The 15,618-nt window shown below is 56.1% G+C and carries 12 protein-coding genes; 6 read left to right on the top strand and 6 right to left on the bottom strand.

The annotated features are described in order from the left end of the window. Window positions 1–26 precede the first annotated feature (26 nt). The gene (gene panS / locus MXM41_RS10970) at window positions 27–971 is read right to left on the bottom strand and encodes a ketopantoate/pantoate/pantothenate transporter PanS (protein WP_325931938.1); all 945 of its coding nucleotides are present in this window, start codon (window positions 969–971) and stop codon (window positions 27–29) included. Between the two features lie 110 nt (window positions 972–1,081). Further along, window positions 1,082–2,656, bottom strand: coding sequence for an RNA repair transcriptional activator RtcR (gene rtcR, locus MXM41_RS10975; protein ID WP_325931940.1), 1,575 nt, complete (start codon window positions 2,654–2,656; stop codon window positions 1,082–1,084). Between the two features lie 219 nt (window positions 2,657–2,875). On the opposite strand from rtcR, the gene MXM41_RS10980 reads away from it, so the two are divergent. Both MXM41_RS10980 and MXM41_RS10985 read left to right on the top strand, forming a co-directional pair. Then, window positions 2,876–4,102: an RtcB family protein gene (locus MXM41_RS10980; RefSeq protein ID WP_325931941.1), complete on the top strand. Its 1,227-nt coding sequence runs from the start codon at window positions 2,876–2,878 to the stop codon at window positions 4,100–4,102. A gap of 3 nt (window positions 4,103–4,105) precedes the next feature. Continuing rightward, window positions 4,106–4,894: a nucleotidyltransferase domain-containing protein gene (locus MXM41_RS10985; RefSeq protein ID WP_325931943.1), complete on the top strand. Its 789-nt coding sequence runs from the start codon at window positions 4,106–4,108 to the stop codon at window positions 4,892–4,894. 33 nt (window positions 4,895–4,927) lie between these two features. Here MXM41_RS10985 and lysC read toward each other — a convergent pair whose 3' ends face one another. Continuing rightward, window positions 4,928–6,277 (bottom strand): lysine-sensitive aspartokinase 3, encoded by a 1,350-nt coding sequence (lysC, locus tag MXM41_RS10990; protein WP_325931944.1) that lies wholly within the window; start codon window positions 6,275–6,277, stop codon window positions 4,928–4,930. Window positions 6,278–6,581: 304 nt separating this feature from the next. On the opposite strand from lysC, the gene pgi reads away from it, so the two are divergent. Beyond that, window positions 6,582–8,231, top strand: a complete 1,650-nt coding sequence (gene pgi / locus MXM41_RS10995) for a glucose-6-phosphate isomerase (RefSeq protein ID WP_325931945.1) — start codon at window positions 6,582–6,584, stop codon at window positions 8,229–8,231. Between the two features lie 174 nt (window positions 8,232–8,405). Next, a complete protein-coding gene (gene psiE / locus MXM41_RS11000) occupies window positions 8,406–8,816 on the top strand; it encodes a phosphate-starvation-inducible protein PsiE (RefSeq protein WP_325931946.1) in 411 nt (136 codons plus the stop codon). Between the two features lie 93 nt (window positions 8,817–8,909). Here psiE and malG read toward each other — a convergent pair whose 3' ends face one another. The 3 genes from malG to malE all read right to left on the bottom strand — a co-directional run bounded on the left by malG (window position 8,910) and on the right by malE (window position 12,672). Beyond that, the gene (gene malG / locus MXM41_RS11005) at window positions 8,910–9,800 is read right to left on the bottom strand and encodes a maltose ABC transporter permease MalG (protein ID WP_039031923.1); all 891 of its coding nucleotides are present in this window, start codon (window positions 9,798–9,800) and stop codon (window positions 8,910–8,912) included. 14 nt (window positions 9,801–9,814) lie between these two features. Continuing rightward, window positions 9,815–11,359 carry a maltose ABC transporter permease MalF gene (gene malF / locus MXM41_RS11010; protein ID WP_325931947.1) on the bottom strand — a complete coding sequence of 515 codons (1,545 nt, stop codon included), beginning with the start codon at window positions 11,357–11,359 and terminating at the stop codon, window positions 9,815–9,817. Between the two features lie 122 nt (window positions 11,360–11,481). Continuing rightward, complete coding sequence (gene malE, locus MXM41_RS11015) at window positions 11,482–12,672, bottom strand: maltose/maltodextrin ABC transporter substrate-binding protein MalE (RefSeq protein WP_039031925.1); 1,191 nt, start codon at window positions 12,670–12,672, stop codon at window positions 11,482–11,484. A gap of 369 nt (window positions 12,673–13,041) precedes the next feature. On the opposite strand from malE, the gene malK reads away from it, so the two are divergent. After that, complete coding sequence (gene malK, locus MXM41_RS11020) at window positions 13,042–14,151, top strand: maltose/maltodextrin ABC transporter ATP-binding protein MalK (RefSeq protein WP_325931948.1); 1,110 nt, start codon at window positions 13,042–13,044, stop codon at window positions 14,149–14,151. Window positions 14,152–14,222: 71 nt separating this feature from the next. Continuing rightward, window positions 14,223–15,536 carry a maltoporin gene (locus MXM41_RS11025; protein ID WP_325932556.1) on the top strand — a complete coding sequence of 438 codons (1,314 nt, stop codon included), beginning with the start codon at window positions 14,223–14,225 and terminating at the stop codon, window positions 15,534–15,536. Window positions 15,537–15,618 lie beyond the last annotated feature (82 nt).

Here is a 15,618-nt window from a genome sequence, read left to right on the forward strand (position 1 = left end):
CATGCCTTCGCTGCGGCGAAGCTGAATTAACCTTCTTTCAGCACATCGCTTTTCGCGGGTTCATCAACAGGCTTACCTGACCAGTAACCTGCCAGCAGCGAGCCGGAAAGGTTATGCCATACCGAGAACAGCGCGCCAGGCAGAGCCGCCAGCGGCGAGAAGTAAATTTTGCCGAGCGCGGCGGCGAGACCGGAGTTCTGCATTCCCACTTCAATTGCCAGCGTGCGGCAGGTGGATTCGTCAAAGCCGAACAGCTTCCCGCCCCAGTAACCGCCCATCAGGCCGATAGCGTTATGCAGGATCACCGCAATAATGACCACAAAGCCGACCGAGGCGATGTGGGCGGCAGAGCCAGCCACCACCGCGCTGATGATCGCCAGAATACAGACCATCGAAAATGCCGGCAGGTATGGTTCAACGGCTTTCACCACGCGTGGGAACAGATGATGGATAACCAGCCCCAGCGCAATCGGGATCACCACGATTTGCAGAATGCTCAGCAGCATCCCCATTACATCCACCTGGATGTGGGCATCTACGTACAGACGCGTCAGCAGCGGGGTCGCCACCACGCCCACCAGCGTAGAGACGGAGGAGATGGTCACCGACAGCGCCACATCTCCTTTCGCCAGATAGATCATCACGTTGGAGGCCGTACCGCTGGCCACGCTGCCAACCAGCACCATTCCGGCGGAGAGATCCGGCGGCATCTTAAAGACAATCGCCAGCGCCCATGCCGCCAGCGGCATCACCAGGTAATGCAGGAAGATCCCCGCCGCGACCGGAGCCGGACGTGACAGCACGCGTTTAAAATCGTCGAGTTTCAGGTGCACGCCCATGCCGAACATGATCAGCATCAGCAGCGTAGTGACCCACGGGCCGATAGCGGTAAAGGTGGTTGGGGTGTAATAGGCTAAAACAGAGAGCAGCAGCGCCCATAAAGGGAACAGCCGGGTGATGGCGGATAACATACGGATTCCTTGCGATTTGTTGTGTCATGTAGTTATAAAAAAGCCGGGATCGAGCCCGGCTTAGAGATAGTGTTTATCCTGCTAATGAATTTTATTCAACCAAATTTTCTTCATGATCCCGGGTGGAGGCTTTCCCAGCTCAGCCCAAAGCGGGCAAGATATTTGCGCAGCCGGTCAGCATCGTTAGGATTGACCTTTTTCAGCCGGGAGACTGCAAAGAGTTCGCGCCCGGCCTCGGATAATGAGGCGCTACGACGGCATACCTCCAGCACGGTTTCCAGCTGCCGCTGGTCGAAGAGATCGAGTTCCATGGCAGTTGATGATGTGGCGGTTTGCCAGCTCTCCTGCAGCCTGAGGATCTCTTCCTCAACAAGCGCGAAGGTGATGCGCCCTTGATCCGCAAGCGTGGCCATCCGTGCCACAGAGGAGCCCAGTTCACGAAAGTTTCCGCGCCATAATGCCTGAGGCGAGTCAGCAAAACGCAGATAGTGCTCGCGTGCCTCTTTGTCGAAGCGAACCTGAGACTGCGTTTCGGCCGCAAAGCGTTGCAGCTCGTACTCCACGTTAGGGGCGATATCTTCCCGGCGCTGCGCCAGGCCGGGCAGGGCAAAACTCCACATATTGATACGCGCATACAGATCTTCCCGGAAGCGCCCTTCCGCCACCCACTGCCGCATATCCCGGTGCGTACCAGCTATCAGCTGAAAATCGCTTCTGACCTCTTTATCGGAGCCAAACGGGAAGAAGGTTTTTTCTTCGATTGCTTTCAACAGCATGGCCTGTTCGTCGAGGCCAAGTTCAGCGATCTCATCTAAAAACAACACGCCGCCATCGGCCTCGCGCAGCAGTCCGGCGCGGGCCGTGGCGGCCCCGGTAAACGCCCCTTTGACATGGCCGAAAAGGGTCGACATGGCGTTATCACCCCGCAGCGTGGCGCAGTTTATCGCTACCAGCCTGCCTGTCAGCTGATGGCGGGATTGCTTCAGCTGATAGATGCGGTTGGCGAGAAACGATTTTCCGGCCCCCGTTGGGCCAGTCAGCAGAAGCGGGGCAGTCGAGCGCAGCGCCACACGTTCAATCTGGTCGATCAGGGCGTTGAATGTCGCGTTGCGGGTATCAATTCCGGCTTTCAGAAACGAAACGGATTCCTGCTGTTCACGCTGAAAGCGGCTGGTTAATGTGGCATAGCGGCTTAAATCCAGGTCGATGATCGAGTAGCGTCCGACGGGGACTGCCTCTTCTGGCGCATCCCTGCTGGCGGGGCCAGTCTGGATCAGGCTGGCGGGGAGATACCGCGCTTCGGTTAACAAAAACCAGCAGATCTGCGCCACGTGGGTGCCGGTGGTGATATGCACCAGGTACTCTTCATGTTCGGTGTCAAACTTGTAGTGGGTGGCGAAGTCGAGAAAGGCGGCGTAGACCTCTTCAAAATCCCAGGGATCGATAATGGTGACGGGACACGGGCGTACAGTGGTATGGGGTGAAAGCAGCCTGATATCTTCCACTATCTGTTCCGCCATCCCGCGATCCTGAGGCTGGTAAAGCAGCTCAAGCCGATCGACGGGGAGATCGGGCTGCTGGCAAAGCCCGACCGTTGGGCGCCATTTGCGTAAGCGATTGGCCCGCTTACCGCGTTTGTCCATCACCGTTCCCAGTACCCCAATAACTACCCGCCGCTTGTTCATGTTTATCCTGAAAGATAAATGTCGATACCAAAAGATAAAAACATTCTCCGGGTTAAGCAATATCTGGAGAAAGGGTGAAAATAAAAGTAATTTTAATCAAATAGATATGTTTTTTATGCGCAGGCTGAATGTTCTGGCACGCTTCTGGCAATACTTTCCCGTAACAGACAATGTAAAGGGTGGTCGCGAACGATTCAGACCGCCCTGAGGATGAGCCCAATGAAACAGAATGATTTTGATGTGTTAACGGCGCAGCACAGCGCACCGGTAAAAATGTGGACGCACGGGGTGCCCGTTGAACCCGAAGCGCGTGAGCAGCTGCTGAATACCGCAAAGATGCCGTTTATTTTTAAACATCTTGCGGTGATGCCGGATGTGCATCTCGGAAAAGGGTCCACCATTGGCAGCGTGATCCCCACCAAAGGGGCCATCATTCCGGCGGCGGTGGGAGTGGATATCGGCTGCGGGATGATTGCCGTGCGGACATCGCTTCTGGCAGGCGACCTGCCGGATAACCTCCACGGGCTGCGTAGCGCCATTGAACAGGCGGTGCCGCATGGGCGCACCAGTACCCGCTCCCGTCGCGATAAGGGGGCGTGGGAAAAAACGCCGGACGAAGTCGATAGCCACTGGGCACACCTGGCGCCGCGTTTTAAACGGCTGACGGATAAATATCCGCAACTGTTGAAAACCAATAACCATCAGCATCTGGGGACGCTGGGCACCGGGAACCACTTTATCGAGATCTGCCTGGATGAGCAGGATCGCGTCTGGGTGATGCTGCACAGCGGCTCGCGTGGGGTCGGCAATGCTATCGGCAATGTATTTATCACCCTGGCCCAGCAGGATATGCAGCAGCATATCGCCAATCTTCCTGACAGGAATCTGGCCTATTTCCAGGAGGGGAGTCGTCACTATAACGATTACATCGAAGCCGTGGAGTGGGCGCAGGATTTTGCGCGTCATAACCGCGAGGTAATGATGTCTCGCGTGCTGGCCGCGCTCTCGCGCATTGTGCCAAAGCCTTTCCTGACCCAGCAGGAGGCGGTGAATTGTCATCACAACTATGTGCAGAAAGAGCGTCATTTTGGTGAAGACGTGCTGGTGACGCGCAAAGGCGCTGTGTCGGCACAGAAGGGCGAGATGGGGATTATCCCCGGCTCGATGGGTGCAAAGAGCTTTATCGTTCGCGGTCTGGGCAATGAAGAGAGCTTCTGCTCCTGCAGTCACGGCGCAGGGCGAGTGATGAGCCGTACCGCGGCCAAAAAACGCTTCACCGTGGCGGATCAGGTTCGCGCCACCGCACACGTCGAGTGCAGAAAAGACAGCGAGGTTATCGATGAGATCCCGATGGCCTATAAAAACATCGACGCCGTGATGGCGGCGCAAGCTTCACTGGTGGAAATCGTCCATACCTTGCGCCAGGTGGTATGTGTAAAAGGATAAAAAATGGCTGATAACGGTGTAGATGCCGCCATGCGCGAGCGTGTGCGGCAGCAACTCAACGATATAGAACAACGCTTCAACGTTGCCGTGTTGTATGCCTGTGAATCGGGCAGCCGGGGCTGGGGCTTTGCGTCACCGGATAGCGATTATGACGTGCGCTTCCTGTATGTGCATAAACCTGACTGGTATTTGCGCGTAGAGCCGCAGCGGGACGTGATCGAACTGCCGATAGATGACGAACTTGATGTGAGCGGCTGGGAGTGGCGCAAGGCGCTTGGCTTGCTGAAAGCGGCCAACCCCACGCTGATTGAGTGGCTGGATTCGCCGGTTGTCTATCAGCAGAACGACACGGCGATCACGCAATTACGCGCGCAGGTGCCTGCATGGTTTTCCCCCCTGCGTGCACGCTGGCACTACTACGCTATGGCGCGTAAAAATTTCCGCGGTTACTTACAGGGAACAGAGGTGCGGCTGAAGAAGTATTTTTACGTCTTACGTCCGCTGTTAGCGGTGCGGTGGGTAGAAGCCGGAAAAGGTGTGCCGCCGATGCGTTTTGCCGAACTGCTGGCGGGAAGCGAGCTTGATGCGCCGTTACGTCAGGAAATCGATGCCCTACTGGCGATAAAACAGCGTGCCGGAGAAGCACAATACGGCCCCAGACGTCCTTTGCTGCATGCCTTCATTACCCAGGAACTGGCGCGAGGCGAAAACCCGCCTACGCTGCCCGACAGCCGGGACGGTGATATCACCTCGCTGGATGCGTTGCTGATGAGAACGGTGCTGGCAGGATAAAAAAATGGCCCGGATATCCGGGCCATTTTTCTGTCATTCAAACAGATTATGATGCAGCTTCTGAACGACCTGCTCGGCTTCGGCGCCCGGCACCAGGAAGCACAGGTTGTAGCTGGATGCGCCGTAGCAAATCATGCGGATGTTGAACGGTTCCATCACGCCAAACACCTCTTTGCCTACACCACAGGCGCGGGACAGCTCGTTACCGATGATTGCCACCAGGGCGAGATCTTCTTCTACCTCAACGCGGCACAGCTCGGAAAGCTCCATCAGCAGGGACTGCGTCAGCAGGGTGTCGCCGGTAGAGGTCGAGCCGGTAGTGTCCAGCGTCAGGGCGATGTTCACTTCTGAGGTGGTGACCAGATCCACCGAGATACTGTGGCGCGCCAGAATGCTAAACACGTCTGCCAGGAAGCCGCGGGAGTGCAGCATGCTCAGGCTGTGCAGGGTCAGCAGGGTCTGTTTGCGACGCAGGGCGATGGCGCGGAACAGCGGTGGGTTTTCAGTGGTGTTGCACACCATGGTGCCGCCCGCTTTCGGATCTTTGCTGGAGCCCACGAACACCGGGATGTCGCTGCGCACCGCAGGCAGCAGGGTCGCCGGATGCAGAACTTTGGCGCCGAAGGTTGCCATCTCGGCGGCTTCTTCAAAGGCGATGACATCAATACGTTTTGCCGCAGGCACCACGCGTGGATCGGTAGTGTAGATGCCCGGTACGTCCGTCCAGATATCCACGCGGGAAGCGCTCAGGGCTTCGCCCAGCAGTGCCGCCGTGTAATCGCTGCCGCCACGGCCAAGCGTGGTGGTGCGGCCTTTGGCTTCGCTACCGATAAAGCCCTGGGTAATTACAATCCCTTCAGCCAGACGCGGTGCCAGCTGCTGGGCGGTCAGTTCGGCGATGGTAGCGATTTCCGGCTCGGCGCGGCCAAAACGGTCGCTGGTGCGCAGCACTTTACGCACGTCGAACCACTGCGCCTGAACGTTACGCTCACGCAGCACTTCAACAAACAGCAGCGTCGACATCAGCTCGCCATGGCTTACCAGCTCGTCAGTCAGGGCAGTGGAGGTTGCCAGAGAGGCAGCTTCGGCCAGAGTGATGATATTTTCCAGCAGGCGCTCAATCTCTTCGCTGATCACGCTTGGATCGCGCAGACGGCTAAGGATATCGAACTGAATTTTGTGCAGCGCTTCCAGCTTTGCCTGGCGCTCGCTGGCTTCCAGCCCCTCTGCCAGGGCAACCAGCAGATTAGTAACGCCAGCCGAAGCGGACAACACCACCAGCCGGGTATCAGGATCGGCCAGCACCACATCGGCGCTGCGGTTCATGGCATCAAAATCGGCCACGCTGGTACCGCCAAATTTGGCGACAACAAAACTCGTCATAACAACCTCGTGTCAGGGAAGGAAAAAAGCGACCATGGCACAAGGACAAAATAGTTTTATCGGTGCAGGCGCAAATACCGTGTGTATAAATAAAATGTGTGAAGGATCCTGTCAACGCTGGGATTATGCGGATTTTTCATGCTGCATTCCATATGAGAAACAGGACTTATAACAGCTCTGTTTTTGGTGCTTTTGCACCGCACTTGATGCAGGCCAGGGCAATGGCATAAAAACCATCACAATTTTTAGCGACAGAGGCTACAATCGACCGAGGTCACAATTCTCAATTCAGAAGAGTATTGCTATGAAAAATATCAATCCAACGCAGACTGCAGCCTGGCAGGCATTACAGAAACACTTTGATGAGATGAAAGACGTTACTATCGCGGAGCTGTTCGCGAAAGACGGCGATCGTTTCAATAAGTTCTCCGCGACCTTCGACGATCGGATGCTGGTGGATTTTTCCAAAAACCGCATCACCGAAGAGACGCTGGCAAAACTGCAGGATCTGGCGAAAGAGACCGATCTGAGCGGCGCTATCAAGTCCATGTTCTCCGGCGAGAAGATTAACCGCACCGAAGATCGCGCCGTGCTGCATGTTGCACTGCGTAACCGTAGCAATACCCCAATTATCGTTGACGGCAAAGACGTGATGCCGGAAGTCAACTCCGTGCTGGAAAAGATGAAAACCTTCTCTGAAGCAATCATCTCAGGTCAGTGGAAAGGCTATACCGGCAAAGCGATCACCGACGTGGTAAACATCGGTATCGGCGGCTCCGACCTCGGCCCGTTCATGGTGACCGAAGCGCTGCGCCCTTACAAAAACCACCTCAACATGCACTTTGTCTCTAACGTCGATGGTACTCACATTGCCGAAGTGCTGAAAAAAGTAAACCCGGAAAGCACCCTGTTCCTGGTAGCGTCCAAGACCTTCACCACTCAGGAAACCATGACCAACGCCCACAGCGCGCGCGACTGGTTCCTGAAAACGGCCGGTGACGAGCAGCACGTGGCGAAACACTTCGCGGCGCTCTCCACTAACGCCAAAGCGGTTGGCGAGTTCGGTATCGACACCGCCAATATGTTTGAATTCTGGGACTGGGTTGGCGGTCGTTACTCCCTGTGGTCCGCTATCGGTCTGTCTATCATCCTCTCCGTGGGCTACGACAACTTCGTTGAGCTGCTCTCCGGCGCACACGCGATGGATAAACACTTCTCAACTACCGCGCCCGAGAAAAACCTGCCGGTACTGCTGGCGCTGATCGGCATCTGGTACAACAACTTCTTCGGTGCTGAAACCGAAGCGATCCTGCCTTACGACCAGTACATGCACCGTTTCGCGGCCTACTTCCAGCAGGGCAATATGGAATCCAACGGTAAATACGTTGACCGTAACGGCAACGCCGTGGATTACCAGACCGGCCCGATCATCTGGGGCGAGCCAGGCACCAACGGCCAGCACGCGTTCTACCAGCTGATCCACCAGGGCACCAAAATGGTACCGTGCGATTTCATCGCCCCGGCCATTACCCATAACCCGCTGTCTGACCACCATCCGAAGCTTCTGTCGAACTTCTTCGCGCAAACCGAAGCGCTGGCGTTCGGGAAAGCGCGTGATGTGGTTGAGCAGGAGTATCGCGACCAGGGTAAAGATCCGGCTACACTGGACCACGTTGTGCCGTTCAAAGTGTTCGAAGGCAACCGTCCGACCAACTCCATCCTGCTGCGTGAAATTACCCCGTTCAGCCTGGGCGCGCTGATTGCCCTGTATGAGCACAAGATCTTCACCCAGGGCGCTATCCTGAACATCTTTACCTTTGACCAGTGGGGCGTGGAGCTGGGCAAACAGCTGGCTAACCGCATTCTGCCGGAGCTGGGTGACAGCCAGGAGATTAGCAGCCACGACAGCTCTACTAACGGTCTGATTAACCGTTATAAAGACTGGCGCGCATAATTTTGCCGTTGTGAAAAATGCCGGGCGGCACTGCGTTTGCCCGGCCTACAGGTTACGTAGGCCCGGTAAGCGCAGCGCTGCCGGGCGTACTGAACAAAATATAAACAAAAAATATAGATCCCCGTCACAATTTTGCGTTATACAGGAACCTCGCCCCGGAGAATGAGGTGCTGTATGACATCCCTGACTCGCCCGCGCGTTGAGTTTATCTCAACCATTCTGCAGACTGTGCTCAACCTGGGTCTGCTGAGCCTTGGCCTGATCCTGGTCATCTTCCTCGGTAAAGAGACGGTACATCTGGCTGATGTGCTTTTTGCCCCTGAGCAATCCAGCAAATACGAGCTGGTTGAAGGGCTGGTGGTTTACTTCCTCTACTTTGAATTTATCGCCCTGATCGTGAAGTACTTTCAGTCTGGCTTTCACTTCCCGCTGCGTTACTTTATCTACATTGGCATCACCGCGATTGTGCGATTGATCATTGTCGATCACAAATCGCCTCTCGACGTGTTGCTCTATTCGGCGGCCATTCTGCTGCTGGTGGTGACACTCTGGCTGTGCAACTCGAAGCGTCTGAAACGGGAATAAAAAAGGGCGGCCCGAGGGCCGCCGAAAACAGTCACAAGTCTGGATTAATACAGCAAGGCAAAGTTGAGGGTTGCAGTGGAATAACAATGATGATTAACCTTTTACGCCCCCTGCGGTCAGGCCGTTGACCAGCCAGCGCTGGGCCAGCAGGAACACCACGGTAATCGGGATAGCAGAGAGCACAGCGGCTGCGGCAAAGTCGCCCCACAGGTAGTTTTGCGGGTTGAGGTATTGCTGCATGCCTACCGCCAGGGTGTAGCTGTTCACATCACGCAGCAGCAGTGACGCGACCGGCACTTCAGTGATGGCGGCGATAAACGACAGAATAAACACCACCGCCAGAATCGGTACGGAGAGCGGCAGCAGCACCAGACGGAACGCCTGCCACGGCGTCGCGCCATCCAGCGACGCGGCCTCTTCCAGCGAATTGTCGATAGTTTCGAAATAGCCTTTGATGGTCCAGACGTGCAGCGCGATACCGCCGAGATAGGCGAAGATCACCCCGCCGTGGGTGTTCAGGCCGATAAAGGGCACGTACTGGCCGAGGCGGTCAAACAACGCATACAGGGCGACCAGCGACAGTACCGCCGGGAACATCTGGAAAATCAGCATCCCTTTCAGCAGCGTCGCTTTACCCGGGAAACGCATACGGGCAAAGGCGTAAGCACAGGTGGTGGAAAGCGTCACGATACCGATGGCGGTAATGGTAGCGACTTTCACCGAGTTCCACAGCCACAGCAGCACCGGGAACGGCGGCGGGGTAACGCGGCCATCGGCGTGCTCCACGCTGAAGCCCAGCGCCAGTTTCCAGTGCTCCCAAGAGATCTCATCCGGGATCAGGCTGCCGGTGGCGAAGTTACCCGAACGCAGGGAGATGGCGATAACCATCAGCAGCGGGAACATGATGGCCGCGATAAAGATCAGCAGCCCCAGGTGGGTGACCAGTAAACGTAGTTTCTGTGATTTGGGTTGGACCATAGCCATTTTCAGTACCCTCCTTAGTCAAACTTCATGCGGGTTGCTTTCAGGTTCACGATGGCCAGCGCGCCCACCAGCAGGAAGATCAGGGTGGCAATCGCTGCCGCCAGACCAAAGTCCTGGCCGCCGCCGCCTTCGAAGGCGATACGGTAGGTGTAGCTCACGAGCAGGTCGGTATAGCCTGCGGGCGTGGTGGTGCCGAGACGGTCCGGGCCACCGTTGGTCAACAGCTGAATCAGCACGAAGTTATTAAAGTTAAAGGCGAAGCTGGCGATCATCAGCGGCGTCAGCGGCTTGATCAGCAGCGGGAGCGTAATCTTAAAGAAGTTCTGGAACGGGGTGGCACCATCCATCGCCGAGGCTTCGTACAGGTCATCCGGGATTGCCTTCAGCAGCCCCATGCACAGGATCATCATGTACGGGTAGCCGAGCCAGGTGTTGACGATGATGATCATACTGCGGGCGGTGGTCGGGTCGCTGAACCACGCCGGCTTGATGCCAAACAGGCTGCTCAGCATCATGTTGATCTCACCAAAGCTCTGGTTGAACAACCCTTTGAAAATCAGAATCGAGATGAACGAGGGCACCGCATACGGCAGGATCAGCAGCACGCGGTAAATCGCTTTCCCTTTCAGGGCTTCCCACTGCACCAGGCAGGCCAGCACCATGCCCACCGCCACGGTCAGAAGTACGGTCAGCACCGAGAAGACCACGGTCCAGACAAAAATGGCGAAGAACGGTTTCTGAATGCCTTCATCGGTAAAGACGCGGGTAAAGTTGTCCCAGCCGATAGTCACGGTATAGCCCGGGCTGAGTTTATCGTCACCCCAGTTGCCGTCAGCATTCACGGACTGGTAGAAGCCAATCTCGTTATTCGGACGGTATTTCACGCCGGTCTGGTTGTTGGTGAGCGTGCTGTCATCGCCCAGCGTGTAGAGCGGGCGGGTGCCGGAGAACTGGCGCAGCGAGCTCATAATGACTTTGCTTTCGTCCGGTAGCTCGGCGGTCAGTTGGGTCAGCGCCTGGCGGTTCTGGGTGATGACGCGCAGGTTGGCGCGTTCCCCTTCCGGCAGGGCGTCAGCCTCCTTCAGGGTCAGTTTCTGCTCGCCGCCAAATTTAAAGGCGTCGGAGACGTAATATTTGCCTGCGGCATCGTCGGTCAGCGCCAGCTTCCACTCGTCACCCGCGGGGTAGAGACCAAAGTTGAAGCTCTTACCGGCCTGATAGGAACGATCCATCAGCACCTGCTGGGCGCGCTCCTGGGCGAGCTGGTTGGTGCTGCTGTAGTTGGTAAACGCGATGGCGATGGTGCAGATGAGTGGGAACAGAACAAACAGCCCCATCCCGGCGACACCTGGATAGACATAGCGCCAGGCGTAGGCTTTGCGGTTAGCAAAAATATAAAGGCCGACCGAGCTTAAGATCAGCGTCATGGCGGCAAACAGGTACTCCCCCTGGGCGTACATCAAAACAATAAGGTAACCCACCAGCAGACCCAGCAGACCAATCACTGACCATTTCAGCGTGTCGCTTTGCCACCAGTGTTTCTTTTTAACGACATCCATGGGGATCTTCCTCTACAACAAATTCTGTCCTCCCTCTCCCCTCAGGGGAGAGGGCCGGGGTGAGGGGATTCATGCAACCCTCACCCTAACCCTCTCCCTAAAAGGGAGAGGGGATAATGGCATTACTTGGTAATACGGCCCTGTGCATCTTTCAGCGCGGCATCAACGGTCTGACGACCGCTGGCTGCGTTAATCACCGCAGTACGAGTGGCGTACCAGAAGGCCGCCATCTGCGGGATGTTCGGCATGATTTCGCCCTTCTCGGCGTTGCTCATGGTTGCCGCGATACGTGGATCTTTCGCCAGCGTTTCCTGGAAGGATTTCAGCGCCACGGCGCCCAGCGGTTTGTCCTTATTCACTTCTTCCAGACCCTGATCGGTCAGCAGGTAGTTTTCGAGGAACTCTTTCGCCAGCTCTTTGTTCGGGCTGGCGGCGTTGATACCGGCACTCAGCACGCCAACGAACGGTTTAGACGGCTTGCCTTTGAAGGTTGGCAGCACCGCGACGCCGTAGTTGATTTTGCTCTTGTCGATGTTGGACCACGCCCACGGACCGTTGATGGTCATCGCGGTTTCGCCCTTGTTGAACGCCGCTTCTGCGATGGAGTAGTCGGTGTCCGCGTTCATCTGTTTGTTCTTGATAAGGTCAACCAGGAAGGTCAGACCCGCTTTCGCGCCTGCGCTGTCCACGCCGACGTCTTTCACGTCGTATTTGCCGTTTTCAAACTTGAACGCGTAACCACCGTCGGCAGCGATCAGCGGCCAGGTGAAGTACGGCTCTTGCAGGTTGAACATCAGCGCGCTCTTACCTTTCGCCTTCAGCTCTTTATCCAGAGCCGGGATCTCTTCCCAGGTTTTTGGCGGGTTCGGTACGAGGTCTTTGTTGTAGATCAGGGAGAGCGATTCAACCGCGACCGGGTAAGCAATCAGCTTGCCGTTGTAACGCACGGCGTCCCAGGTGAACGGGAACAGCTTGTCCTGGAAGGCTTTATCCGGAGAGACTTCTGCCAGCAGGCCAGACTGCGCGTAGCCGCCGAAACGGTCATGCGCCCAGAAGATAATGTCCGGGCCGTCGCCGGTCGCCGCAACCTGCGGGAATTTCTCTTCCAGTTTGTCCGGGTGTTCAACGGTGACTTTGATGCCGGTATCTTTCTCGAATTTTTTACCCACTTCGGCCAGGCCGTTATAGCCTTTGTCGCCGTTAATCCAGATTACCAGCTTACCTTCTTCAATTTTGGCGAGCGCAGGTGCGGAAATCATCATTGCTGCAAGGGCGGACAATGCGAAAACGCGTGCGCCAGTCTTGATATTCATATCTGCCATCCTTTTTGGTGATGTGCTGTGGATACATTGAGGTGGTTCAACGTCGATCAGTCTCCTTATTTGACATCCTCTTTCCATCCTCCTGTCCCCTACGCCCCACCCCCTCTTTATGTGATCTGCGTTGCATAAAATTGAGTTATGTGTCCTGGCGCACACAAAAGAGCGGTGAATTTTGCCAGTGACATCACGAATTTAGCCTCAGCCCCCGGGGCGCGCTGGCTGACTCCACTCTCTCATCCTCCCGCCTCCTCCCCCATAAAAAAGGCAGGGGGTGGAGGATTCGCGAGGCGCCCCGATACCGCATAGTCAGCCCATATTGAATGTTTCTGTTGATGACAGGCTGTAACAAGGGAGTAGGGCATGGCGAGCGTAGAACTGCGTAACGTAACGAAAGCCTGGGGTGACGTGGTGGTATCGAAAGATATCAATCTCGATATCCAGGAAGGTGAATTCGTGGTTTTTGTTGGCCCGTCAGGCTGTGGGAAATCCACGCTGCTGCGTATGATTGCCGGTCTGGAAACCATCACCAGCGGCGATCTGATGATTGGCGATACCCGCATGAACGATATCCCGCCTGCGGAGCGCGGCGTCGGGATGGTATTCCAGTCCTATGCGCTTTATCCCCACCTCTCCGTTGCCGAAAACATGTCGTTCGGCCTCAAGCTGGCGGGCGCCAAAAAAGAGGTCATTAACCAGCGCGTGACCCAGGTCGCGGAAGTGTTACAGCTGGCGCACCTGCTGGAGCGTAAGCCAAAGGCCCTTTCCGGTGGTCAGCGTCAGCGTGTAGCGATTGGCCGTACGCTGGTGGCAGAGCCGCGCGTGTTCCTGCTCGATGAGCCGCTGTCGAACCTCGACGCCGCGCTGCGCGTGCAGATGCGTATTGAAATTTCCCGTCTGCATAAGCGCCTGGGTCGGACCATGATTTACGTCACCCACGATCAGGTCGAAGCGATGACCCTCGCCGACAAGATCGTGGTGCTGGATGCCGGGCGCGTGGCGCAGGTGGGTAAACCGCTGGAGCTCTATCACTACCCGGCAGACCGCTTTGTTGCAGGCTTTATTGGCTCGCCAAAGATGAACTTCCTGCCGGTAAAAGTCACCGCCACCGCTATCGATCAGGTTCAGGTTGAACTGCCGAACCGCCAGCAGGTGTGGTTGCCGGTAGACAGCGCGAACGTCCAGCCAGGGGCCAACATGTCCCTCGGGATCCGTCCTGAACATCTGCTGCCAAGCCACATCGCCGATGTGACGCTGGAGGGCGAGGTTCAGGTGGTTGAGCAGTTAGGTCACGAAACACAGATTCATATCCAGATCCCCGCCATTCGTCAAAACCTGGTCTACCGCCAGAACGACGTGGTGTTGGTAAAAGAGGGTGCCACATTCGCTATCGGCTTGCCGCCAGAGCGCTGCCATCTGTTCCGTGAGGATGGTACCGCATGTCGTCGGCTGCATCAGGAGCCCGGCGTTTAAGCAATCCCAATAATAAGCACGAAACCATCAGGTGAAGTGTTCAAAGAAAAGCAATGATCTCAGGAGATAGAATAATGATTACTCTGCGCAAAGTCCCTCTGGCACTCGCCATTGCGGCAGGCATCATGTCTGCCCAGGCCGGCGCTGTAGACTTCAAAGGTTATGCTCGTTCCGGCATCGGCTGGACCGGGAGTGGTGGCGAACAACAGTGTTTCCAGGCAACAGGTGCACAAAGTAAATACCGTCTTGGTAACGAATGTGAAACCTATGCCGAACTGAAACTGGGTCAGGAAGTGTGGAAAGAGGGCGACAAGAGCTTCTACTTCGACACCAACGTAGCCTACTCTGTTTCTCAACAGAACGACTGGGAATCTACCAGCCCTGCCTTCCGTGAAGCTAACGTGCAGGGTAAAAACCTGATCGAATGGCTGCCAGGCTCCACCATCTGGGCCGGTAAGCGTTTCTATCAGCGTCATGACGTTCACATGATCGACTTCTACTACTGGGATATCTCCGGTCCTGGTGCAGGTATCGAAAACATCGACCTGGGCTTCGGTAAACTCTCCCTGGCCGCAACCCGTTCTTCTGAATCCGGCGGCTCTTCCGCGTTTGCAGATTTCGATGCCGATGGCGACCGCATTTATGACAACATCGTGCCAAACGACGTCTTCGACGTCCGTTTAGCCGGTATGGAAATCAACCCAGGCGGTACTCTGGAGCTGGGCGTTGACTACGGTCACACCAACATTCCTGACGACTACTACCTGCAGCCTGGCGCCTCTAAAGATGGCTGGATGTTCACCGCTGAACATACCCAGAGCATGCTGAAAGGCTTTAACAAGTTTGTGGTTCAGTACGCAACGGACTCCATGACCTCCAACGGTAAAGGCATTCCGCAGGGTGCGAGCCTGAACAACGACGGCTCCATGATCCGCGTTCTTGACCACGGTGCTATCACCCTGGCCGACCAGTGGGATCTGATGTACGTCGGTATGTACCAGAACATCGATCTGGACAACAACAACGGTACCGAGTGGTGGACCGTGGGTGTTCGTCCAATGTTCAAATGGACCCCAATCATGTCCACCTTGCTGGAAGTGGGCTACGACAACGTCAAATCTCAGAAAACTGACGACACCAACAGCCAGTACAAAATCACCCTGGCGCAACAGTGGCAGGCAGGCGACAGCATCTGGTCTCGTCCGGCTATCCGCGTATTCGCAACCTACGCGAAGTGGGATGAGAAGTGGGGCTACGCGAACAATGGCGATACTGATGCAGGCTACACCTCTGGCGTAGCGTATAACGACACATCTGCACGCACCTTCAGCCGTGGCGACAACGATGAGTGGACCTTCGGCGCCCAGATGGAAATCTGGTGGTAAGTCGTAACACCTGATGTATTGACCTAAAAGAGGGGCGCGAGCCCCTCTCTTCTTAGGGTACTGCGCGCTATTGCCTGGCCAA

Source organism: Leclercia adecarboxylata (genome assembly GCF_035787115.1).
Taxonomy (GTDB): Bacteria; Pseudomonadota; Gammaproteobacteria; order Enterobacterales; family Enterobacteriaceae; genus Enterobacter; species Enterobacter adecarboxylatus_E.